18 protein-coding genes and 1 pseudogene are annotated in these 22,655 nt (G+C 62.1%); 12 read left to right on the top strand and 7 right to left on the bottom strand.

All coding sequences use genetic code 11. The features are described from left to right. Positions 1-2: 2 nt before the first annotated feature. The 9 genes from murD (at position 3) to lpxC (ending at position 10,481) form a co-directional block, all read left to right on the top strand. Complete coding sequence (gene murD, locus ACODTD_RS11175; protein WP_489104838.1) at positions 3-1,349, top strand: UDP-N-acetylmuramoyl-L-alanine--D-glutamate ligase; 1,347 nt, start codon at positions 3-5, stop codon at positions 1,347-1,349. Then, positions 1,346-2,563 carry a putative lipid II flippase FtsW gene (gene ftsW, locus ACODTD_RS11170; RefSeq protein WP_007956765.1) on the top strand — a complete coding sequence of 406 codons (1,218 nt, stop codon included), beginning with the start codon at positions 1,346-1,348 and terminating at the stop codon, positions 2,561-2,563. Before murD ends, ftsW begins: the two co-directional genes overlap by 4 nt. After that, on the top strand, positions 2,553-3,623 hold the full coding sequence (gene murG, locus ACODTD_RS11165; protein WP_011335863.1) for an undecaprenyldiphospho-muramoylpentapeptide beta-N-acetylglucosaminyltransferase: 1,071 nt from the start codon (positions 2,553-2,555) through the stop codon (positions 3,621-3,623). The genes ftsW and murG overlap by 11 nt, the downstream gene beginning before the upstream one ends. Beyond that, the gene (gene murC, locus ACODTD_RS11160) at positions 3,616-5,076 is read left to right on the top strand and encodes a UDP-N-acetylmuramate--L-alanine ligase (RefSeq protein ID WP_011335862.1); all 1,461 of its coding nucleotides are present in this window, start codon (positions 3,616-3,618) and stop codon (positions 5,074-5,076) included. Before murG ends, murC begins: the two co-directional genes overlap by 8 nt. Further along, positions 5,073-6,047, top strand: coding sequence for a D-alanine--D-alanine ligase (locus tag ACODTD_RS11155; protein ID WP_007956758.1), 975 nt, complete (start codon positions 5,073-5,075; stop codon positions 6,045-6,047). Before murC ends, ACODTD_RS11155 begins: the two co-directional genes overlap by 4 nt. A gap of 4 nt (positions 6,048-6,051) precedes the next feature. Beyond that, the gene (locus ACODTD_RS11150) at positions 6,052-6,918 is read left to right on the top strand and encodes a cell division protein FtsQ/DivIB (RefSeq protein ID WP_007956757.1); all 867 of its coding nucleotides are present in this window, start codon (positions 6,052-6,054) and stop codon (positions 6,916-6,918) included. A gap of 15 nt (positions 6,919-6,933) precedes the next feature. Next, positions 6,934-8,193 (top strand): cell division protein FtsA, encoded by a 1,260-nt coding sequence (gene ftsA, locus ACODTD_RS11145; protein ID WP_007956755.1) that lies wholly within the window; start codon positions 6,934-6,936, stop codon positions 8,191-8,193. A 67-nt stretch (positions 8,194-8,260) separates the two neighbouring features. Then, positions 8,261-9,457, top strand: coding sequence for a cell division protein FtsZ (ftsZ, locus tag ACODTD_RS11140; RefSeq protein WP_007956754.1), 1,197 nt, complete (start codon positions 8,261-8,263; stop codon positions 9,455-9,457). A gap of 112 nt (positions 9,458-9,569) precedes the next feature. Then, entirely contained in the window at positions 9,570-10,481 is a 912-nt protein-coding gene (gene lpxC, locus ACODTD_RS11135) for a UDP-3-O-acyl-N-acetylglucosamine deacetylase (protein ID WP_007956752.1), read from the top strand. A 61-nt stretch (positions 10,482-10,542) separates the two neighbouring features. Here lpxC and ACODTD_RS11130 read toward each other — a convergent pair whose 3' ends face one another. From ACODTD_RS11130 to ACODTD_RS11100, 7 genes are all read right to left on the bottom strand, one after another. Continuing rightward, positions 10,543-12,048: a sensor domain-containing diguanylate cyclase gene (locus ACODTD_RS11130; protein ID WP_011335860.1), complete on the bottom strand. Its 1,506-nt coding sequence runs from the start codon at positions 12,046-12,048 to the stop codon at positions 10,543-10,545. A 109-nt stretch (positions 12,049-12,157) separates the two neighbouring features. Continuing rightward, on the bottom strand, positions 12,158-13,474 hold the full coding sequence (locus ACODTD_RS11125) for an OprD family porin (protein WP_489104837.1): 1,317 nt from the start codon (positions 13,472-13,474) through the stop codon (positions 12,158-12,160). A 196-nt stretch (positions 13,475-13,670) separates the two neighbouring features. After that, positions 13,671-13,892 (bottom strand): hypothetical protein, encoded by a 222-nt coding sequence (locus tag ACODTD_RS11120; RefSeq protein ID WP_041475427.1) that lies wholly within the window; start codon positions 13,890-13,892, stop codon positions 13,671-13,673. A 121-nt stretch (positions 13,893-14,013) separates the two neighbouring features. Then, the gene (locus ACODTD_RS11115; RefSeq protein ID WP_489104836.1) at positions 14,014-15,378 is read right to left on the bottom strand and encodes a heavy metal sensor histidine kinase; all 1,365 of its coding nucleotides are present in this window, start codon (positions 15,376-15,378) and stop codon (positions 14,014-14,016) included. Further along, positions 15,368-16,045 carry a heavy metal response regulator transcription factor gene (locus ACODTD_RS11110; RefSeq protein ID WP_011335857.1) on the bottom strand — a complete coding sequence of 226 codons (678 nt, stop codon included), beginning with the start codon at positions 16,043-16,045 and terminating at the stop codon, positions 15,368-15,370. Before ACODTD_RS11110 ends, ACODTD_RS11115 begins: the two co-directional genes overlap by 11 nt. A gap of 8 nt (positions 16,046-16,053) precedes the next feature. Further along, positions 16,054-19,155: a multidrug efflux RND transporter permease subunit gene (locus ACODTD_RS11105; protein ID WP_489104835.1), complete on the bottom strand. Its 3,102-nt coding sequence runs from the start codon at positions 19,153-19,155 to the stop codon at positions 16,054-16,056. After that, positions 19,152-20,312 carry an efflux RND transporter periplasmic adaptor subunit gene (locus ACODTD_RS11100; RefSeq protein WP_489104834.1) on the bottom strand — a complete coding sequence of 387 codons (1,161 nt, stop codon included), beginning with the start codon at positions 20,310-20,312 and terminating at the stop codon, positions 19,152-19,154. The genes ACODTD_RS11105 and ACODTD_RS11100 overlap by 4 nt, the downstream gene beginning before the upstream one ends. 983 nt (positions 20,313-21,295) lie before the next feature. On the opposite strand from ACODTD_RS11100, the gene ACODTD_RS11095 reads away from it, so the two are divergent. From ACODTD_RS11095 to ACODTD_RS11085, 3 genes and pseudogenes are all read left to right on the top strand, one after another. Then, complete coding sequence (locus ACODTD_RS11095; protein ID WP_011335854.1) at positions 21,296-21,655, top strand: DUF6124 family protein; 360 nt, start codon at positions 21,296-21,298, stop codon at positions 21,653-21,655. Between the two features lie 134 nt (positions 21,656-21,789). Further along, complete coding sequence (locus tag ACODTD_RS11090; protein WP_039765632.1) at positions 21,790-22,017, top strand: hypothetical protein; 228 nt, start codon at positions 21,790-21,792, stop codon at positions 22,015-22,017. A 147-nt stretch (positions 22,018-22,164) separates the two neighbouring features. After that, a pseudogene (locus tag ACODTD_RS11085) lies at positions 22,165-22,446 on the top strand (PAS domain-containing protein); the annotation flags it as partial. Positions 22,447-22,655: the final 209 nt, after the last annotated feature.

Genomic DNA, 22,655 nt, shown 5'->3' with positions numbered 1-22,655 from the left:
GAGTGTCTCTGATCGCTTCTGACCACTTCCGCATCGTTGTCGGCCTCGGCAAGAGCGGCATGTCCCTGGTTCGCTTCCTGGCGAACCGGGGCGTGGCGTTTGCCGTGGCCGACACGCGGGAAAATCCACCGGAACTGGCCACGCTCCAGCGTGACTATCCGCACGTGGAAGTGCGTTGTGGCGAGCTGGACGTCGAGTTCCTGTGCCGTGCCGACGAGCTCTACGTGAGCCCCGGCCTGGCGCTGGCGACCCCGGCCCTGCAAGCCGCCGCGGCCCGTGGCGTGAAGCTGTCCGGCGACATCGAGCTGTTCGCGCGTAACGCGAAGGCGCCGATTGTGGCCATCAGCGGTTCCAACGCGAAAAGTACTGTCACCACCCTGGTCGGCGAGATGTCGGCTGCGGCCGGCAAGCGCGTGGCGGTGGGCGGCAACCTCGGTACGCCGGCGCTGGATCTGCTGAGCGATGACGTCGAGCTGTACGTGATGGAACTGTCGAGTTTCCAGCTGGAAACCACCGACCAGCTCAACGCCGAAGTGGCGACCGTGCTCAACATCAGCGAAGACCACATGGACCGCTACAGCGGTCTGCCGGCCTATCACCTGGCCAAACACCGGATCTTCCGTGGCGCCAAGCAGTTCGTGGTCAACCGTCAGGATGCGTTGACCCGTCCGTTGATGGGCGAGGGCCAGCCGTGCTGGACCTTCGGCCTGAGCAAACCGGATTTCAAGGCGTTCGGCCTGCGTGAAGAGAATGGCGAGAAATACCTGGCCTTCGAATTCCAGAACCTGATGCCGGTGCGCGAACTGAAGATTCGCGGCGCCCACAACCAGTCCAACGCCCTGGCGGCGCTGGCACTCGGCCACGCGGTCGGGCTGCCGTTCGACGCCATGCTGGTGGCGCTGCGCACCTTCGCCGGTCTCGAACACCGTTGTCAGTGGGTGCGTGATCTGGACGGCGTCGGTTACTACAACGATTCCAAAGCCACCAACGTGGGCGCCGCACTGGCCGCCATCGAAGGCCTGGGTGCCGACATCGACGGCAAGGTCGTGCTGATCGCCGGTGGCGACGGCAAGGGTGCCGAATTCAAGGACCTGCGCGATCCGGTGGCGGCTCATTGCCGCGCCGTAATCCTGATGGGCCGCGACTCCGACAAGATCGGCGAAGCGATCGGCGATGCCGTTCCGCTGATTCGCGCGCCCACGCTGGTCGACGCGGTCGCCCAATGCCGCGCCGCCGCCCAGCCGGGTGACGTGGTGCTGCTGTCGCCGGCCTGCGCCAGTTTCGACATGTTCAAGAACTACGAAGACCGTGGTCACCAGTTCGTCCGCGCCGTGGAGGATCTGGCATGAGCTTGAGAAACATCATCAAGCCATACCCGTCGCCGCTCATTACCGGACGCGGAATCGACCTCGACTTCCCGATGCTCGCCGGTTGCCTGGCGTTGCTCGGTCTGGGCCTGATCATGATCGCCTCGGCATCGACAGAAGTCGGCGCAGCGCAGTCGGGCAGTGCTCTGTATTACATGACCCGTCACCTGATCTACGTGGTGCTGGGCCTGGGCGCGTGCGTCGTCACCATGATGATTCCGATCGCCACCTGGCAGCGGCTGGGCTGGCTGATGCTGATCGGCGCGTTCGGCCTGCTGGTGATGGTGATCATCCCCGGGATCGGCCGTGAGGTGAACGGTTCGATGCGCTGGATCGGTTTCAGCTTCTTCAACGTGCAGCCGTCCGAGATCGCCAAGGTGTTCGTGGTGATCTACCTCGCCGGTTATCTGGTGCGTCGCCAGAAAGAAGTGCGCGAGAGCTGGATGGGCTTCTTCAAGCCGTTCATCGTGCTGCTGCCGATGGCGGGCCTGCTCCTGATGGAGCCGGACTTCGGTGCCACCGTCGTGATGATGGGCGCTGCGGCGGCGATGCTGTTCCTCGGCGGGGTCGGGCTGTTCCGGTTCTCGCTGATGGTGGTGCTGGCCGTCGGTGCGGTGGTGTTGCTGATTCAGATGCAGCCGTACCGGATGGCGCGTCTTACCAACTTCGCCGACCCGTGGGCCGACCAGTTCGGCGCCGGTTATCAGTTGTCGCAAGCCCTGATCGCGTTCGGTCGCGGTGAATGGCTGGGCGTCGGCCTGGGAAACAGCGTGCAGAAGCAGTTCTACCTGCCGGAAGCGCACACCGACTTCGTGTTCTCGGTGCTGGCCGAAGAGCTCGGCGCGGTCGGCTCGCTGTGCACCGTGGCGCTGTTCGTGTTCGTGTGTATTCGCGGCATGTACATCGGTCTGTGGGCCGAGAAAGCCAAACAGTTTTTTGCCGCTTATGTTGCCTACGGCCTGTCGTTCCTGTGGATCGGCCAGTTCCTGATCAACATCGGTGTGAACGTCGGCCTGTTGCCGACCAAGGGCCTGACCTTGCCGTTCCTCAGTTATGGCGGCAGTTCCCTGGTGATCTGCTGCGCCTGCCTTGGCCTGTTGCTGAGGATCGAGTGGGAGAGCCGGACCCACCTGGGCAGTGAAGAGATGGAATTCCATGAGAGCGACTTCGCCGAGGAGCCGAACCATGGGCGCTAACGTATTGATCATGGCCGGCGGCACCGGTGGCCACGTGTTCCCGGCGCTGGCCTGTGCCCGCGAATTCCAGGCACGCGGCTACACCGTGCACTGGCTCGGTACGCCGCGCGGGATCGAGAACGATCTGGTGCCGGCGGCGGGTCTTGAACTGCACCGCATCAACGCCACAGGACTGCGTGGCAAGGGCAAGCTGTCGCTGCTCAAGGCGCCGTTCATGCTGCTGAAATCGGTGTGGCAGGCGCGGGCGATCATTCGCCGCTTGCGGCCGGTGTGCGTGGTCGGATTCGGCGGCTATGTGACCGGCCCCGGTGGTCTTGCCGCCAAACTGGCCGGCGTGCCGGTGATCGTTCATGAGCAGAACGCCGTGGCCGGCACCGCCAATCGGTTGCTGGTGCCGTTCGCCGCCCGGGTGTGTGAAGCCTTCCCCGACACCTTTACCCTGTCGGACAGCCGCCGTACCACCGGTAACCCGGTGCGCAGCGAGCTGTTCCTCGAAACACCGCGCCCGGCCCTGGCCGGACGCAAGGCGCGTTTGCTGATCCTGGGCGGAAGCCTGGGCGCAGAGCCGTTGAACAAGTTGCTGCCTGAAGCCCTGGCACAAGTCGCTGCCGACTTGCGTCCGGAAGTGTTCCATCAGGCTGGCAGAAACCACGATGAAGTGACTGCAGAGCGCTACCGCGCCGCCGGCGTGGATGCGCAGGTGCAGCCGTTCATCAAAGACATGGCCCAGGCCTATGGCTGGGCTGACCTGGTGGTGTGCCGCGCCGGCGCATTGACCATCAGCGAACTGGCCGCCGCCGGTCTGCCCTCGATGCTGGTGCCCTTGCCCCACGCGATCGACGATCACCAGACCCGCAACGCCGATTATTTGGCCCGCGAAGGCGCTGCCTTCCTGATGCCGCAAAGAACGACTGGTGCCGCGGACCTTGCCGCGCGCCTGACAGAGGTCTTGATGCAACCGCAACGACTCGAACAAATGGCCCAAGCGGCCCGCCGTCTGGCGAAACCCGAAGCCACCCGTAGCGTGGTCGATACCTGTCTGGAGGTGGCCCATGGTTGAGAATCAGAAAGCCATGCCGCAACCGGAAATGCGCCGCATCCGTCGCATCCACTTCGTCGGGATCGGCGGCGTGGGCATGTGCGGCATCGCCGAAGTGCTGCTGAACCTGGGCTATGAAGTGTCCGGTTCGGACCTGAAAGCTTCGCCGGTGACCGAGCGCCTGGAATCCTTCGGTGCGCAGATCTTCATCGGCCACCGTGCCGAGAACGCCGCTGCCGCCGATGTGCTGGTGGTGTCGAGCGCCGTCAACACCTCCAACCCGGAAGTGGCGACCGCACTGGAACGCCGCATCCCGGTGGTGCCGCGTGCCGAAATGCTCGCCGAACTGATGCGCTACCGCCACGGCATCGCCGTCGCCGGTACCCATGGCAAAACCACCACCACCAGCCTGATCGCTTCGGTGTTCGCGGCGGGTGGCCTGGATCCGACCTTCGTCATCGGTGGCCGTTTGAATGCTGCGGGCACCAATGCCCAGCTCGGCACCAGCCGTTATCTGATTGCCGAAGCCGATGAAAGCGACGCAAGCTTCCTGCATCTGCAGCCGCTGGTGGCTGTGGTCACCAATATCGACGCCGACCACATGGCGACCTACGACGGTGACTTCAACAAACTGAAGAAAACCTTCGTCGAGTTCCTGCACAACCTGCCGTTCTACGGTCTGGCGGTGATGTGCCTGGACGATCCGGTGGTGCGTGAAATCCTGCCGCTGGTCAAGCGTCCGACCGTGACCTATGGCTTCAGCGAAGACGCCGACGTGCGCGCGATCAATGTTCGTCAGCAGGGCATGCAGACCTTCTTTACCGTGCTGCGCCCTGATCGCGAGCCTCTTGATGTGTCCGTGAACATGCCGGGCAATCACAACGTGCTCAATTCCCTGGCGACCATCTGCATCGCCACCGACGAAGGCGTCAGCGACGAGGCCATCGTCCAGGGCCTGTCCGGCTTCCAGGGTGTCGGCCGACGCTTCCAGGTCTACGGCGAACTGCCGGTGGACGGCGGCAATGTGATGCTGGTCGACGACTACGGTCACCACCCGACCGAAGTCGCAGCCGTGATCAAAGCCGTGCGCGGTGGCTGGCCGGAGCGCCGTCTGGTGATGGTCTACCAGCCGCACCGTTACAGCCGCACCCGCGACCTGTACGACGATTTCGTCAATGTCCTGGCCGACGCCAACGTGCTGCTGCTGATGGAAGTCTACCCGGCCGGCGAAGAGCCGATCCCGGGCGCCGACAGCCGCAAGCTGTGCAACAGCATCCGCCAGCGCGGTCAGCTCGACCCGATCTACATCGAGCGCGGCGTCGATCTGGCGCCACTGGTCAAGCCGCTGCTGCGTGCCGGCGACATTCTGCTGTGCCAGGGCGCCGGTGACATCGGCGGTCTCGCACCGAAACTGTTGAAAAGCGAGTTGTTCGCCGGTGCCGTGGCGGCATCGGTCGAGGGGAAGTTGAAATGACTGCTGCCTACGCCAATCTGTTCTCCACCATCGCCCCGAAGGATTTCGGCCGTGTGGCCGTGTTGTTCGGTGGCCTGAGTGCCGAGCGTGAAGTCTCGCTGAAGTCCGGCAATGCCGTGCTCACTGCGCTGCAAAGCGCAGGTGTGGACGCGTTCGGCATCGACGTCGGCGCCGACATTCTGCAGCGCCTGCTGAGCGAGAAGATCGACCGCGCGTTCATCATCCTCCACGGTCGTGGCGGTGAAGACGGCAGCATGCAGGGCCTGCTCGAAGTGGCCGGCATTCCGTACACCGGCAGTGGCATCCTGGCTTCGGCACTGGCGATGGACAAGTTGCGCACCAAGCAGGTCTGGCACACGCTCGGGATTCCGACGCCGCGTCACGCCGTGCTGCGCAGCGAGGCCGATTGTATTTCGGCGGCGACGGAACTGGGCTTCCCTTTGATCGTCAAACCGGCGCATGAAGGTTCAAGTATCGGGATGGCCAAAGTGAGTTCTGCGTCCGAGTTGATCGACGCATGGAAAGCGGCCAGTACCTACGATTCGCAAGTGTTGGTCGAGCAATGGATCCACGGTCCGGAGTTCACCATCGCCACCCTGCGTGACCAGGTGTTGCCTCCTATCGCCCTGGGTACGCCGCACACGTTCTACGACTACGACGCCAAGTACATCGCCAACGATACCCAGTATCGGATTCCGTGCGGGCTCGATGCCGCCAAGGAAAAAGAACTCATGGACCTCACGGCGCAAGCCTGCGAGGCGCTGGGTATTGCCGGTTGGGGCCGGGCGGACGTGATGCAGGACGCCGACGGCAAATTCTGGTTCCTGGAAGTCAACACCGCTCCCGGCATGACCGATCACAGCCTGGTACCGATGGCGGCGAAAGCGGCCGGTCTGGATTTCCAGCAGCTGGTCCTGGCCATTCTGGCCGCCAGTGTCGATGCCGACGGCAAGAAAGAGGCGCGAGGTTAAAACCATGCAAGGCGCACAGCTCAGACATCAGCCACCCGCACCCGGCCGCAAGCCGGTGCCGCGGGGTGCCAGCCGAATGGTGGCCAAAGAGCCGATGTCCGCGCGCCTGCCAAAAGCCAACTTCGGCTTTTTGAAAGGTCTGTTCTGGCCGGTGCTGCTGGTGGCCCTGGGGTTCGGCACTTACGAAGGCGCGCAGCGATTGCTGCCGTACGCCGACCGGCCGATCACCAAGATCGCGGTGCAGGGCGACCTGAGTTACATCAGCCAGCAGGCGGTGCAGCAGCGAATCGCCCCGTACGTGGCGTCGAGCTTCTTCACCATCGACCTGGCGAGCATGCGCACCGAGCTTGAGCAGATGCCTTGGATCGCCCACGCCGAAGTACGTCGGGTGTGGCCGGACCAGGTGGTGATCCGCCTCGAAGAGCAACTGCCGGTGGCCCGTTGGGGCGACGAGTCGTTGCTCAACAACCAGGGCCAGGCGTTCACGCCCAAGGAACTGGCGAACTACGAACACCTGCCGCAGCTGTTCGGTCCGCAGCGGGCCCAGCAGCAAGTGATGCAGCAATACCAGGTGCTGAGCCAGATGCTCCGGCCATTGGGCTTCTCGATTGCGCGGCTGGAGCTGCGTGAACGTGGCAGCTGGTTCCTGACCACCGGTGCCGGCAGTTCCGGCCCCGGGATCGAGCTGCTGCTGGGACGCGGCAACCTGGTGGAAAAGATGCGCCGCTTCATTGCCATCTATGACAAGACGCTCAAAGAACAGATTACGAACATTGCGCGCATCGATCTGCGCTACGCCAACGGCCTTGCTGTTGGCTGGCGGGAACCAGTAGCGCCGACGACAGCCCAACCCGCTGTCGCAAAGAATTAAGAAGAGGCAGGACCCATGGCAAACGTGCAAAGCGGCAAAATGATCGTCGGTCTCGATATCGGCACCTCCAAGGTGGTGGCGCTGGTCGGCGAGGTTGCGGACGACGGCTCGCTGGAAATCGTCGGGATCGGCACTCATCCGTCCCGCGGCCTGAAGAAAGGCGTGGTGGTCAACATCGAGTCCACCGTGCAGTCGATCCAGCGCGCGATCGAAGAAGCCCAGTTGATGGCGGGCTGCCGTATTCACTCGGCGTTCGTCGGCGTGGCAGGCAATCACATTCGCAGCCTGAACTCCCACGGCATCGTCGCGATTCGTGATCGCGAAGTCAGCTCGGCGGACCTGGAGCGCGTACTCGACGCCGCCCAGGCCGTGGCGATCCCGGCCGACCAGCGTGTGCTGCACACCCTGCCGCAGGATTACGTGATCGATAACCAGGAAGGCGTGCGCGAGCCGCTGGGCATGTCCGGCGTGCGTCTGGAGGCCAAGGTTCATGTGGTCACCTGCGCCGTCAACGCCGCACAGAACATTGAAAAATGCGTGCGTCGCTGCGGTCTGGAAATCGACGACATCATTCTCGAGCAACTGGCCTCGGCCTACTCGGTTCTGACCGACGACGAAAAAGAGCTGGGCGTTTGCCTGGTCGACATCGGCGGCGGCACCACCGACATCGCGATCTTCACCGAAGGCGCCATCCGCCACACGGCCGTGATCCCGATTGCCGGTGACCAGGTGACCAACGACATCGCCATGGCGTTGCGCACCCCGACCCAGTACGCCGAAGAGATCAAGATCCGCTACGCCTGCGCCCTGGCCAAACTGGCCGGTGCCGGCGAGACCATCAAGGTGCCGAGCGTCGGCGACCGTCCGCCGCGCGAACTGTCCCGTCAGGCCCTGGCCGAAGTGGTCGAGCCGCGTTACGACGAACTGTTCACCCTGATCCAGGCCGAGCTGCGTCGCAGCGGCTACGAAGACCTGATCCCGGCCGGCATCGTGCTGACCGGTGGTACCTCGAAGATGGAAGGTGCCACCGAGCTGGCCGAAGAAATCTTCCACATGCCGGTCCGCCTGGGCGTGCCGCATGGCGTGAAAGGTCTGGATGACGTGGTACGCAACCCGATTTATTCCACTGGCGTTGGCTTGTTGATGTACGGCCTGCAGAAGCAGTCCGACGGGATCTCGTTCTCGGGCATCGGCAGCCGCGACAGCTACAGCAACGATGAGCCGCAGGCGCCGTTGCTGGACCGTTTGAAGAAGTGGGTTCAAGGCAACTTCTAACGCTTTACCGCAGCACCGCAACAAACAGCAGTAGGCGAAAAAACTAGAGAATGTAAGGAGAGGGAAAATGTTCGAACTCGTAGACAACATCCCCGCAAGCCCGGTAATCAAAGTTATCGGTGTTGGCGGTGGCGGCGGCAACGCTGTCAACCACATGGTCAAGAGCAACATCGAAGGCGTGGAATTCATCTGCGCCAACACCGATGCTCAAGCGCTGAAAAACATCGGCGCGCGCACCATTCTGCAACTGGGCACCGGCGTGACCAAAGGCCTGGGCGCCGGCGCCAACCCGGAAGTCGGCCGTCAGGCTGCGCTGGAAGATCGCGAGCGCATCGCTGAAGTGCTGGCCGGCACCAACATGGTGTTCATCACCACCGGCATGGGCGGCGGTACCGGTACCGGTGCTGCGCCGATCATCGCCGAAGTGGCCAAGGAAATGGGCATCCTGACCGTTGCGGTCGTGACCCGTCCGTTCCCGTTCGAAGGCCGCAAGCGTATGCAGATCGCCGACGAAGGCATCCGCATGCTCTCGGAAAGCGTCGACTCGCTGATCACCATTCCGAACGAAAAACTGCTGACCATCCTCGGCAAGGACGCAAGCCTCTTGTCGGCTTTCGCCAAGGCTGACGATGTACTGGCCGGTGCCGTTCGCGGTATCTCCGACATCATCAAGCGTCCGGGCATGATCAACGTCGACTTCGCCGACGTACGCACCGTAATGAGCGAAATGGGCATGGCGATGATGGGCACTGGCTGCGCCAGCGGTCCGAACCGTGCACGTGAAGCGACCGAAGCGGCCATCCGCAACCCGCTGCTGGAAGACGTGAACCTGCAAGGCGCACGCGGCATCCTGGTGAACATCACCGCCGGTCCTGACCTGTCCCTGGGTGAGTACTCCGACGTGGGTTCGATCATCGAAGCCTTCGCTTCCGAGCACGCGATGGTCAAGGTCGGTACCGTTATCGATCCGGACATGCGCGACGAACTGCACGTGACCGTGGTTGCCACCGGTCTGGGCGCGAAAATCGAGAAGCCTGTAAAGGTCATCGACAACACCGTTCACACCTCGATGGCGGCTGCTCAAGTGCAGCAACCGGCACCTGCTCGTCAGGAACAGCCAGCGGTGAACTACCGTGACCTGGACCGTCCGACCGTCATGCGCAACCAGGCTCAGGCCGGTGCTGCGACTGCCGCGAAGATGAATCCGCAAGATGACCTGGACTACCTGGACATCCCGGCTTTCCTGCGTCGTCAGGCCGATTGATGAAATGTATCAGGGGTATTCAGGTGATTGGTGTTCAGCAAAGGCTCGGTCTGCTATCATCGCCAGCCTTTGTTGATACCAGTTCGCAATTTGCGCTGAAGCGGCCCATGCCATGATTAAACAACGCACACTGAAAAATATTATCCGTGCCACCGGTGTAGGTCTGCACTCCGGGGAGAAGGTTTACCTGACCCTCAAGCCTGCACCTGTCGACACCGGGATCGTCTTTCGTCGTGCCGATCTCGATCCGGTTGTCGAGATACCGGCTCGTGCGGCCAACGTCGGCGAGACAACCATGTCGACAACGCTGGTCAACGGTGACGTGAAGGTAGACACGGTGGAGCACCTGCTCTCGGCCATGGCTGGCCTGGGCATCGATAACGCCTACGTCGAGCTCTCCGCGTCTGAAGTCCCGATCATGGATGGCAGCGCAGGACCTTTCGTATTCCTGATTCAATCGGCTGGCCTGGAAGAACAGGACGCCGCCAAGAAATTCATCCGCATCCTGCGTGAAGTGACAGTGGAAGACGGCGACAAGCGCGCCACTTTCGTCCCTTTCGAAGGGTTCAAGGTGAGCTTCGAGATCGATTTCGATCACCCGGTTTTCCGGGACCGCACCCAAAGTGCAAGCGTGGATTTTTCCAGCACTTCGTTCGTAAAAGAAGTCAGCCGCGCCCGTACTTTCGGTTTCATGAGTGACATCGAGTACCTGCGCAAGCACAACCTCGCACTCGGCGGCAGCGTGGAAAACGCGATTGTGGTCGATGCCGATGGCGTACTGAACGAAGACGGCCTTCGCTATGAAGACGAATTCGTGAAGCACAAGATCCTCGATGCAATTGGCGACCTGTACCTGCTGGGCAACAGCCTGATTGGTGAGTTCAAGGGCTTCAAGTCCGGCCACGCACTGAACAACCAGCTGCTGCGCAAGTTGATTGAGCAGAAAGATGCCTGGGAAGTCGTGACGTTCGAAGACGCCAGCACTGCACCAATCTCTTACATGCGCCCGGTTGCGGCGGTGTAAGTAAAAAACCTCTCTAGTTTTTTGAAGGCCACCTTTGGGTGGCCTTTTTTTATGCCTGTTCTCAGGCCACGACGACCCGGTTTCGCCCACCTTCCTTGGCTTGGTACAACGCCTTGTCCGCCGCGAACAACAGCTGCTCCAGGCTGATCTCGCTCGTCGCCGTCCAGGTGCTGATGCCGATACTCACGGTCATCGGTGACTGGTCTTCATTCACGCTCGACAGTTGTTCCACCGCTGCGCGAATGTGCTCGGCGATCTGCTGCGCCCCGACACTGTCGGTTTCCGCGAGGATCACCGAAAACTCCTCACCGCCATAACGCGCCACCAGGTCCGCCGGGCGCCGCACATTGGTGGTGATTACCCTGGCCAGTTCACGCAACGCCTGATCCCCGGCCTGATGCCCATGCCGGTCATTGAAGGCCTTGAAGTGGTCGGCATCGATCATCAGCAATGACAGTGGCTTGCCCGAGCGCTGGGCGCGGAACCACTCGTGGCGCAGCGATTGATCAAGCATCCGCCGGTTGGCGACCCCGGTCAGGGCATCGGTCGCCGCGAGCTGCGCCAGTTCGCGTTCGGCCCGCTGGCGCAGGCGCAGCTCCCGGGCCAGCAGCCAGGTCAGCCACAGCAGCCCGGCACACAGCACGCCGGTGGCGCTGCTGATCAGGATCGCCGTGCGTCGCCAAGCGCCGAACACTTCCTCGCTGGACAGGGCAACGATCACCGTCAGCGGCAGATTGCCGACCCGCGAGTAGGTGTACAGCCGTTGCTGATGATCCATGCTCGAGATGCTGTTGAAACTGCCATTGCCGCTGCTGTCGCGCAGGATCCGCACCACATTGGGCCGCGCGGCAAAGCTCTTGCCGATCGAATCGCTCTGCAGATAAGGCTTCTGTGCCAGCAGGATGCCGTCGTTATTGATGATGTTGAGGGTGCTGTCGATGCCGATGTCGAGGCTGTTGAACAGCTGATCGAAGTAATCGAGTTTCATCGACGCCACGGCCACGCCGAGGAACTCGCCGGTGTTCGACGAGATGCGCCGACTGAAACTGATCCGCCACTGGTCCGCGTCATCGCAGTCGCAGCGGGGCTTGAACGGACGGCTGATGAACATGCCGGTGTCGCGGTTGAAGGCGTGGGCGAGGAAGTAGTCACGGTCGGCGAAATTGCCTGGCAGCGGATCGACCCGTGAGGAATCGGCGATCACTTCGCCATGCTTGTCGAGCAGCAGGATGTCGCCCTTGAAGCGCGCCGTGGTGGAGCGATCAAACAACGCCAGATGGCGGATCTGCGGCGACACATCTTTCAGGTCGTCACGCTGAGCGGCGGCGATCAGCCCTTGCAGCGTCAGGTCATACAGCTCGACGGTGCGCAGCACGTCGGCGTCGATCAGTTGGGCGATGGTGGTGGCGCCACGGGTCGCCGACTCCTGAGCGTTGGCGTGTTCGCGGATCAGCAGGAACGTCACGATGCACACAATCGCGATCACGCTCAGCAGGCTGCCGAGGATCAGCAGCAGCTCGGAGCGTCCGGTCGTGCCGGGAACGGTAGGGGTGCGGCTCGCGATCATGGTTCGGTTTCGGTAAGGGATTCTTGTAAGCGTAGTTGTACCCGCTTCGCTGCCGCAGGCAAGAAAAAGGCCAGCGCATCAGGCTGGCCTTTTTACTGTAGCGCCGATCTTAGAAGACGTTGATCGGGTAGTCGATGATCACACGGTATTCATCTGTGTCTGAATCCAGTGCGCCGTAACCGTTGCCGCCACGGTTGGTCGCCCATTGCAGGCGCACCGCCAGGTCTTTGGCCTGACCGCTCTGCACCACATACTTGAGGTCGATGTCGCGCTCCCAGTGCTTGGCGTTGCGGCCTTCGGCGCTGTACCACGAGGCGTAACCCTTGCTGTGCGGATCGACCTTGGTCAGGTCCAGCGTACCGCGTGAGTAAGACAGCGCCGAGGTCAGACCCGGCAAGCCGACGCCGGCGAAGTCGTAGGCGTACTTGAGCTTCCACGAACGCTCGTTCGGGCCGTTGAAGTCCGAGTACTGCTGCGAGTTGTCGAGGTAAACGCTGTCGCCCTGGCTGATGTAATCGAACGGCGTGTTGCCGTTGACCCGCTGGTACGCGGCGGTGACGCTGTGACTGCCGACGCCGACGGTGAAATGCAGGCTGTAGGTGTTGTTGTCGATGTTGCCCAGCAGCGCGTCGCCGGTGTCCTGGGTGTGATAGAAGTGCAGACCCGGGTTGAGGGTCACCCGATCATTCAGCGCCCATGTGTAGTCGAGGTCGTAGTAGTACTGGTTCCAGATGTCCTTCAGCTCGGACGCGTACAGGCTGCTGGTCAGGCCTTCGACGCCGCTCCAGGCCACGCCGGCCCAGTTCAGGTGCTGGCTCTTGTCGCCGTCGGCGAGGGTGCCGTAAGAGGTGCCGATGCGTTTGTGGCCGCTCTGGTTGTAGGGTTTGGTGAAGCTGGCCTGGCCGCCTTCGATCATCCAGCCGTCGAAGCTGTGGTTGGTCAGGCTGAGGCCGCGAAAGGTCTGCGGCAGCATGCGCGTCTCGCCACCGGCGATCACCGGGTTGGTGAGGAACAGATCGCCGGCCTTCAGCTCGGTATCGAACGCGCGCATTTTCAAGGTGCCGCCCGCCGTGGAGAACGCGCCCGGCGCTTTGCCGCTGCCGTCACTGACTGGCAGGATGCTGGAGTTGTCCGTTCCGCCACCGCCGTCGAGTTTCAGACCGAGCATGGTGTGGGCATCGAGGCCGAAGCCGACCGTGCCTTCGGTGTAGCCCGACTCGAATTTGCCGAGGAAACCCTGGCCCCACTCGATGTTGTCGTCCGTCTGCTGCAGACGGTTGCGGTTCATGTAGTAGTTGCGGGCATTGAGGTTGAGGCTCGCACCTTCGACGAAACCCTGTTTCTCGGATTCGGCGGCGTGGGCAGTGGGGGCAATCGTTGCGGCAATTGCAATGAACAGCGGGGTGAAGCGAACTGGGTAACGCACGTGCGGTAAAGCTCCTTGGGTCAACTGACACTTCAATGTCTTGAGGTGCGGGATGTTTCCAGTTGTTAAAGACGAACCAGACAGCGTTCAGACCACAACGAAAAAAGGCCGCTGAAAATCAGCGGCCTGCAAGGACGACGGTTGAACGGGAAGAGCCAAACAACCGCGTCGAGGGAAACGTTGCGCGGTGCGGTACTCAGCTGTCTTTCTCAGAAGCTTGAGCCTGCGAAGTTGCGGCCTGAGGGGCTTGCGTGGCGTCTTGAGCCTTGGCCATCACTTCTGCCTGATGCTGTTCGAATGCGTGAGCGCGAGCGGCGTTTTGCGCTACAAACGTCTGGGATTCTTCAGCCATCGCCAGCGGCGACAGGATCAATGAGGACAAAACGAAAGCGCTGGCAATACCCATACTGTTGGACATCTTGAAAACCTTCTTGCTTGGCAAGTGCTGTTTGGTGCGGGCAAAGATAAGGTTGCCGGGCGTTGGGAAACAGCGTGATTTTCATAAATGACTGTTGCGGGAATGGCAATGATCCCTGACCTCAGACCGGAAGGTGGATCCCGAAGGTGTTCATCCCGCGATCACTGCGCACAAACACATCGCCGCCGTGCATCAGCGCAATCGCCTTGACGATCGCCAGCCCCAACCCGTGATTGTTGCCGCTGTTGCTGCGCGACGCATCGACCCGGTAGAAACGCTCGAACAAGCGCGGCAAATGCTCGCTGGCAATCGGCAAACCGGGGTTGGTCACGCCGATGCTGACCTGATGTTCCTCGGCCGCGATCTGTACTTCGATCACCTGACCGGGCGCGGTGTGTTGTACCGCGTTGCTCAGCAGATTGATCAAGGCCCGGCGCAGATGGGCGATCTCGATCTGTACCCGCGCGTCGCCGCTTACCCGCACCTGGACCTGCGCATCTTCGAGAATGAAGTCGAGGTATTCGAGGGTGGTTGCCACTTCATCGGCCAGCGAGGTCGAGGTCAGTTTGGTGGCCTTGCTGCCCTGATCGGCGCTGGCCAGGAACAGCATGTCGTTGATGATCGAGCGCAGGCGTTCCAGCTCTTCGAGGTTGGATTGCAGCACTTCGAAATAATGCTCGGCGGAGCGCCCGCGCGTCAGGGCGACCTGGGTCTGGCCGATCAGGTTGGTCAGCGGCGAGCGCAGTTCATGGGCGACGTCGGCGTTGAATGATTCGAGCCGCGAATAAGCCTGTTCGACCCGCTCCAGCGTCGAGTTGAACGACTCGACGAACTGCTCCAGTTCCGGTGGCAACGGTGACAGACGCAGGCGCCCGGCCCGCAACGGCGGGGCCAGACGCTGGGCTTCGTGGGACAGTTTGATCAACGGTTTGAGGCCGATCCGCGCCACCCAGTAACCCAATGCCGACGCCAGTAGCACACCGATCACCGCCAGACTCACCAGCGCGATCAGCAACTGATGCTGGGTCTGGTGAAAGGTCTCGGTGTCGATGCCGATCATGAAGCGCAACGGCGGGCGTTGATCCTTGGCCGGCAATTCGGTGAGCAGCACTTTCAGCGGATAAGGATGGTCGGGCAGTTGCAGGTCGCGCATGCCCAAGGGGCCTTGGGCAAACGCGCGGATCAAGGCATCCGGCTCGCCAAACTCGTAGCCCGGATTGCCGCTGACCACCCAGAAGCGGATGCGCTTGTCCTCTTCGCCGAGCAGCTTGAGCTTGGCGTTGATCTTCACCCAATGCTCGGGGGTGCCATAGCGGTTGAGCGCCGATTCGAGCACGCTGTAACGTGCATCGAGTTCCGCTTCCGGCAGCAGGCCCAGGCCTTTGTCCACTTGTTGATACAGCGCGCCGCCGATCAACAGGAACACCAGCAACGCCACCAGCGTGAACATCCCGCTCAGGCGCAGGGCGATGGAATTACTGGACACCACGGCTCTCCAGCACATAACCCATGCCCCGGATCGTGTGCAGCAGCTTCTCGTCGAACGGCCCGTCGAGCTTGGCTCGCAGGCGCTTGATCGCGACTTCGACCACATTGGCGTCGCTGTCGAAATTGATGTCCCAGACCATCTCGGCAATCGCGGTTTTCGAGAGGATTTCGCCCTGACGCCGGGCCAGCACGCTGAGCAGTGAAAACTCCTTCGCGGTCAGATCCAGGCGGGTGCCGGCGCGGGTGGCCTTGCGGCTGATCAGATCGATCCACAGGTCGGCGATGCTCACTTGCACCGGTTCGTGGCCGCCACTGCGCCGGGTCAGCGCTTGCAGGCGCGCCACGAGTTCGAGGAAGGAGAACGGTTTGCCGAGGTAATCGTCGGCGCCATCGCGCAGGCCGCGGATCCGGTCTTCGACCCGTTCGCGGGCGGTGAGCATGATCACCGGTGTCTGCTTGCGCGCACGCAACGCCCGCAATACGCCGAAGCCGTCGAGGCCCGGCAGCATCACGTCGAGGACGATCACCGCGTAGTCGCTTTCCAGCGCCAGGTGCAGGCCCTCGACGCCGTCGCGGGCCCGATCCACGGTGTAACCCTGTTCCGTCAGGCCGCGGTGCAGGTAGTCCGCGGTTTTCTCTTCGTCTTCGATAATCAGAACGCGCATGACCCGCCTCAGTCTGTCGTTGCCAGCGCCGCGACGGGCGCAGGTTTGGGCTTGTGGAACAGCCGCTCAAGCCACAAGTATATGACCGGCGTGGTGAACAGCGTCAGCATCTGGCTGACCAGCAGCCCACCCACCACTGCGATCCCCAGCGGCTGGCGCAGTTCGGCGCCGGTGCCGTAACCGAGCATCAGTGGCAGGGCGCCGAGCAGGGCGGCGAGGGTGGTCATGATGATCGGCCGGAACCGCGTGATACATGCCTCGAAAATCGCATCCTGCGGCGACAAGCCGCGATGACGCTGCGCTTCCAGGGCGAAGTCGATCATCAGAATACCGTTCTTCTTGACGATACCGATCAGCAGCACCAACCCGATCAACGCCATGATCGAAAAGTCCTGGCCACAGATCCACAGCATGATCACCGCACCCAGCCCCGCCGCCGGCAAGGTCGAAATGATCGTCAGCGGATGGACGAAGCTCTCGTAGAGCACGCCGAGAATGATGTACACCGCCACCAGCGCCGCGAGAATCAGCCACGGCTGACTTTTCAGCGAACTCTGGAACGCCTGCGCCGCACCCTGGAAGTTGCCGCTGATCGCGGTCGGCATGCCGATCTCGGCCTTGGCCTGATTGAGCAAAATCACCGCGTCGCCCAATGCCACGCCGGGCGCCAGGTTGAAGGACAGGTTGGCGGCCGGGAACATGCCGTCGTGGGCAATCGACAGTGGGCCGATGGTCGGCGCGTCGAATCGGGCCAGCGCCGACAGCGGCACCATCTCTCCGCTCAGCGGTGAGCGCAGGTAGAAATAGTTGAGGCTTTCGGCCTTGCCGCGCTGTCTGGTGTCCAGTTCCAGGATCACGTTGTACTGGTTGACCTGGGTCTGGAACTCGTTGATCTGCCGCTGGCCGAAGGCGTCGTACAGCGCCTCGTCGACATCACTCGCCGTCAGGCCGAAACGCGCGGCGGCGCTGCGGTCGATGCTGATGTGGGTGATGCTGCCGCCCAGTTGCAGGTCGTTGGAAATGTCACGGAACGCCGGGATGCTGCGTAGCTTTTCGGTGAGTTTCTGGGTCCAGGTGGCGAGGGTCGGCCCGTCGTTGCTCTTGAGCACGTATTGATACTGCGCACGGCTCGGGCCGGAACTGAGGTTGATGTCCTGGCCGGCGCGCAGGTAAAGCACGATGCCGGGGACTTTCATCAGTTGCGGACGAATACGGTCGATGAACTGGCTGGCTGAAACATCGCGGTCACCGCGTTTTTTCAGGGCGATCCAGAAGCGGCCGTTGGCGATGGTCTGGTTGCTGCCGGACACGCCCACCGAGTGGGAGAACGCCTGCACGGCCGGGTCGGCGGCGACGATTTCGGCCATCGCCAGGTGTTTTTTCACCATGTCGCTGTAGGAAATATCGGCGGCGGCTTCGGTGGTGCCGAGGACGAAACCGGTGTCCTGCACCGGGAAGAAACCCTTGGGGATAAACACGTAGCCGCCAATCGCCAGTGCGACGGAAATGCCGAACACGCCGATCATCAATTTCTGGTGAGCGAGGGCGCGGCGCAGGCCTTTTTCGTACCAGCCGAGCAGGCGTTCGCTGAAGCCCGGTTTGTCATGGGCGTGATGCACCGGTTTGCGCATGAACAGCGCCGCCAGCGTCGGCGCCAACGTCAGGGATACCACCACGGAAATCATGATGGTCGAGGTGGCCGTCAGGGCGAATTCCTTGAACAGCCGCCCGACCACGCCGCCCATGAACAGCAACGGAATGAACGCCGCCACCAGCGAGAAACTGATCGAGACCACGGTAAACCCGATCTCGCCGGCGCCCTTGATCGCGGCGTCGCGCATGCTGTCGCCGGCCTCCAGATGACGGTGGATGTTTTCCACCACCACGATGGCATCGTCGACCACGAATCCCACCGCCACCACGATGGCCACGAGGGTCAGATTGTTCAGGCTGAAACCGAGCAAATACATCAAGGCGAAACTGGCGGTCAGCGACACGCCGAGCACCGCCGAGACAATCATCGTCGCCGACAGCTGACGCAGGAACAGCGCCATGACCGCCACCACCAGCAGGATCGCGATCAGCAGGGTGATTTCCACCTCATGCAGCGAGGCGCGGATGGTCTGGGTGCGGTCGATCAGGGTTTTGACCTGCACCGAGGCCGGCAGCATGGCTTCGAGGCCGGGCAGGGCGGCTTGAATCCGGTCGACGGTTTCGACGATGTTGGCGCCGGGCTGGCGCGAGATCACCAGATTGACCCCCGGTCGATCGCCGGCCCAGGCTTGCACGTAGGCATCTTCTGAACCGTTGACGACTTTGGCGACATCCTTGAGGTGAACCGGGGCGCCGTCCTTGTAGGAAACGATGAGCTGGCTGTATTCCTCGGGGTGGAACAACTGGTCGTTGGTCGACAACGTGGAAATGCTCGAGTCGCCGTACAAGGCGCCCTTGGCGAGGTTGAGGCTGGTCTGCTGGATCGCCACACGAATGTCGGCGAGGGTCAGGCCGATGGCCGCCAGTTTGTCCGCCGAGGCCTGCACGCGGATTGCCGGACGTTGCTGACCGGTGATGTTGATCTGGCCTACACCGTCGATCTGACTGATCTGACGCGCAAGCAGGGTTTCCACCAGGTCGCTGAGTTCAGTGCCGGGCATTTGCGTGGAGCTGACGCTGAGGATCAGCACCGGGCTGTCGGCCGGGTTGACCTTCTTCCAGGTCGGCAGGGTCGGCATGTCTTTCGGCAGTTTGCCGGCGGCGGTGTTGATCGCGGCCTGCACTTCCTGGGCGGCGGTGTCGATGCTCTTGTCGAGGGTGAATTGCAAGGTCAGCAGGGTCGAGCCCAGCGCACTGCTGGAGGTCATCTGGGTCATGCCGGGGATGGCGCTGAATTGCACCTCCAGCGGCGTGGCCACGGAAGAAGCCATGGTGTCGGGGCTGGCGCCGGGCAGTTGGGCGGAGACCTGGATCGTCGGAAATTCCGCTTCCGGCAGCGGGGCAATCGGCAGGCGCGGGAAGGCAATCACCCCGACCAGCACCAGCGCGATGGTCAGCAGAATCGTCGCCACCGGGTGATCGATGCACCAGGTCGAAACGCCTTTGTGCTGCTTCATGGCTTGGGCTCCGCTTGCACCACCTGCGGCGGTTCGCTCATGACCTGCACGGTCGAACCGGGCTTGAGCCGCGACTGGCCGTCACTGACCAATACGTCGCCGGGTTTCACGCCTTTGATGATGTCCTGACCGCTGCCCTGATAAACCATTTGCACCTGCACCGCTTCAACCTTGTCGCCGTTGACCCGGTACACGAAGTGCTGATCGAGTCCGCGTTGTACGACAGTGGGCGGGACCACCAGTGCATCTTTATCCAGCGCTGTCTGAATCTTTACCGTCACCAGCAGGCCGGGCCAGAGCTTCTGGTTGGGATTGTCGAACTCAGCCTTGGCGCGGATGGTGCCGGTGTTGGCGTTGATCTGGTTGTCGATCAGGGTCAGGTGACCTTCGCCGAGCAGGTTGCCGGTTTCGCCATCGGTGTCGGCGCCGATGTAGGCCTTGACCTGCGCGCGCTGCGGGTCGCTGATCAGGCCTTGCAGGGTCAGCAGCATTTGCTGGGGCAGGGAAAACTCGACGGCGATCGGGTCGATCTGGGTCACGGTGAACAGACCCTGGGTGTCGGTCATGCGCAGGAAGTTGCCTTCGTCGACCGTGCGAATCCCGACGCGGCCGGTGACCGGGGAACGAATCTGGGTGTAGGAAAGTTGTACCTGTGCCGCGTCAATCGCGGCCTGATTGCCCTGGGCGGTGGCTTTGAGCTGGTTGACCAGTGCCTGCTGCTGGTCGTAGGTCTGCTTCGATACACCGTCGTCGACGCTGAGCAGTTTGTAGCGCTTGAGGTTGACCAAAGCGACTTGCAGTTGCGCCTGGCTTTCGCCCAGTTGCGCCCGGGCCTGGTCGAGGCTGGCGCGGATCGAGCGGTCGTCGATGGTGGCGAGCAGGTCGCCCTGTTTCACCAGCTGACCCTCTTTGACCAAGAGCTTGGTGAGGATGCCGTCGATCTGTGGGCGCACCACGACGCTGTGCAACGAGAGGACCGAGCCGATGCCGCTGGTGTAGCGGGGGACGTCTTTTTCGCTGACGGCGACGACCCTGACCGGGATCGCAGTCGGGGCGGCGAGTTTGGCCGGTGCGGGTTTTATCGCATACCACAGGCCGGCGGCTGCGAGGGCGATCAGCAGGGTGGCGAGCAGGGCTTTTTTCTTCTGGGTTTGCATGCTTGTGGGGCGCCAGGGGGACGGGGTTTGGGCAGGTTGGTTCTTTATAAACTTGTTTGGGGGTCAGGAGGGTGACGGCTAGCTGACGGCGCTGTCAGTTTCGGCTTTTGACTTGGCGGCCTTTGGGCCGACCATGCTGTTTTGGGTTTGGGTGAATATCCGTTTCTTCGGGTGTTGCGGATGGCGGTTTCGCTCTTACAGCGAGTCACTTTTGCAGACGCCCAAAAGTAACCAAAACGCTGGGCCCCGGCGTTCGGCGCCTCGCTGTGGCTCGGCGTTCCTTCGTTCCGGGATTTATCCGGGGGCATCGCCTACGGTTTGCTTCGCTGCACCTCCTCTCGATGCATGCGGCTGCGCCGCACGGTCGCTGCGCTCCCCCCCCGGATGAATCCCTCCACTCAGCCTTCCGATGGGGCCGGCACGTCAAGAGCGGTACTCGAGCTAACGCTCATCGTGCTGAGTGGTGAAGGGCGTGCGGTCGGCTTTTGGTTTTTGTTGGGTTTGCTCACCTCGGCCCTTTCTCGAGGGAGTGGAGGACAACACAGGAGCTTTTCAAAAGCTGAATTCACCTCGGTCTTTCACGTCGGCGTACCTCCTCCAAACACCTCGGTCAGTCCCCTCTCCCTCTGGGAGAGGGCTAGGGTGAGGGGGCTTTTGAGGTTGTTTAAATCTCAACAACCAAACCGGATACTTCCCACAATGTTTTCAGGTTGTCCGTCGGAAGCACGCTCTCTAGTCTTTGGCTGTCGCTGCCAATTCAGCGAACAGGCGTGGAAACCTGATTTCAAGTAGTTGCAAAGCATCTCCCCGTAATCGTTGCCGATGTCTTCTTTCGTCTGCAAACTGCGTCGCGGCGGCTGTGCGCAGGCAGACTTCGGTCTGGCCGGTTGCCTACTTATCGGTTTTCCACCCTGCGTACAGCTGCCACCTTTTGTCGTGTGGAAACGACAAGGGATGGCTCCATAGCCAAGTAGGAGCTTTTCATGGACAAACTGATACCCGACCCACCCCTCGAATCACCCACCCCTCTCGAAGAGGCCATGCGCGCCGAAGACCTCGCCCGTAACCGCGAAGCAATCAAACGCGCCCTCGACTACTACCTCTGCCCCAACCCCACCAAGCCGCGCCCGAGCACGATGTACATGGTCACTCCTAACGTCGACACCGAAAGCCTGCTGGCCAATGCCTGCGAGTCCCTGGCGTCGGCCAGTACCATCGCCAGCAATTTCGCCAATGAGCTTTCGGGCCCGCAGCGCAGTACGGCGCTGGGAATCCAGCAGATCATCATGCTGGCGGAGCTGGCGGTGAACAGAGCGCTGGATCGGGTTGATCCGCAAACGTGATCCGCTAGTCGAAGAGTCCCCAAAAGGGACCAGTCGTACCCTTTTGGGGGCTCTTTAAAGTCCGCTCACGCAGGTATACTGCGCGCTTTCGCGGCTCGTCCACCGGGCCGGACTTTTTGCTTCGCGGAGCTTTCATGACTTCCCCAATCGACAACGCTGTGAGCGATGTCCCGGCAGAGCTGGCCGAGGCCGGCGAATCCAAGCCGACCATTCCTGCGTTCAAGTTTCCGTTCAAGCCAGGTGAGCTGGCGGCTGCCAAAGCGGCGAAGCAGCCGCAGTTCAAGGGCAAGGACGGTGATCGTCATGCCAAGATTCCGGGTGTGGCGCCTTCGGGGACGCGTCGTTCGATGGGCAAGCGCTGATTCATTCCCGCCTCGGCCGTCGCTGTGATTTTCGGTCACAGTGATGGCTAATTGCTCAGTTCCTGAGCCAGATCAACGTTTCACCAGTGAGTGCGCTTAGAGTCAGCAGCCCTGCCGACTCTTTCCAATAAAACGAGCGCGCTTTCCATGAAGATCAATCTCCCGGTGACCGGGCGCAATGTCGATGTTGCGCCGGATGCGAACATTCTCTCGACCACCGATCTGACCAGCGCGATCACCTACGCCAACGACGACTTCATCAGGATCAGCGGTTACAGCCGCGACGAGCTGCTGGGTGCGCCGCACAATTTGCTGCGTCATCCGGACATGCCCGCGCAGGCGTTTGCCCATATGTGGCAGACGCTCAAGGGTGGGCGGTCGTGGATGGGGCTGGTCAAGAATCGTTGCAAGAACGGTGATCACTACTGGGTCAGTGCTTATGTCACGCCGGTCACGCAGAACGGTGCGGCGGTGGAGTATCAGTCGGTGCGCACGCGGCCGGATACGCGGCAGATTGCGGCAGCGGAGCGGGCGTATGCGCAGTTGCGCGAGGGGCGGGTGGCGCGGTGGCCGCGGCTGCCGAGCCTGAGTTTGCGGGCGAAGATCATGGCGTTGACCAGTTCGTTGCTGGCGCTGGT

Source organism: Pseudomonas sp. FG35 (genome assembly GCF_057809295.1).
Note: the sequence above shows the minus strand (reverse complement) of the source record. Positions and strands in the feature narration are given on the sequence as shown.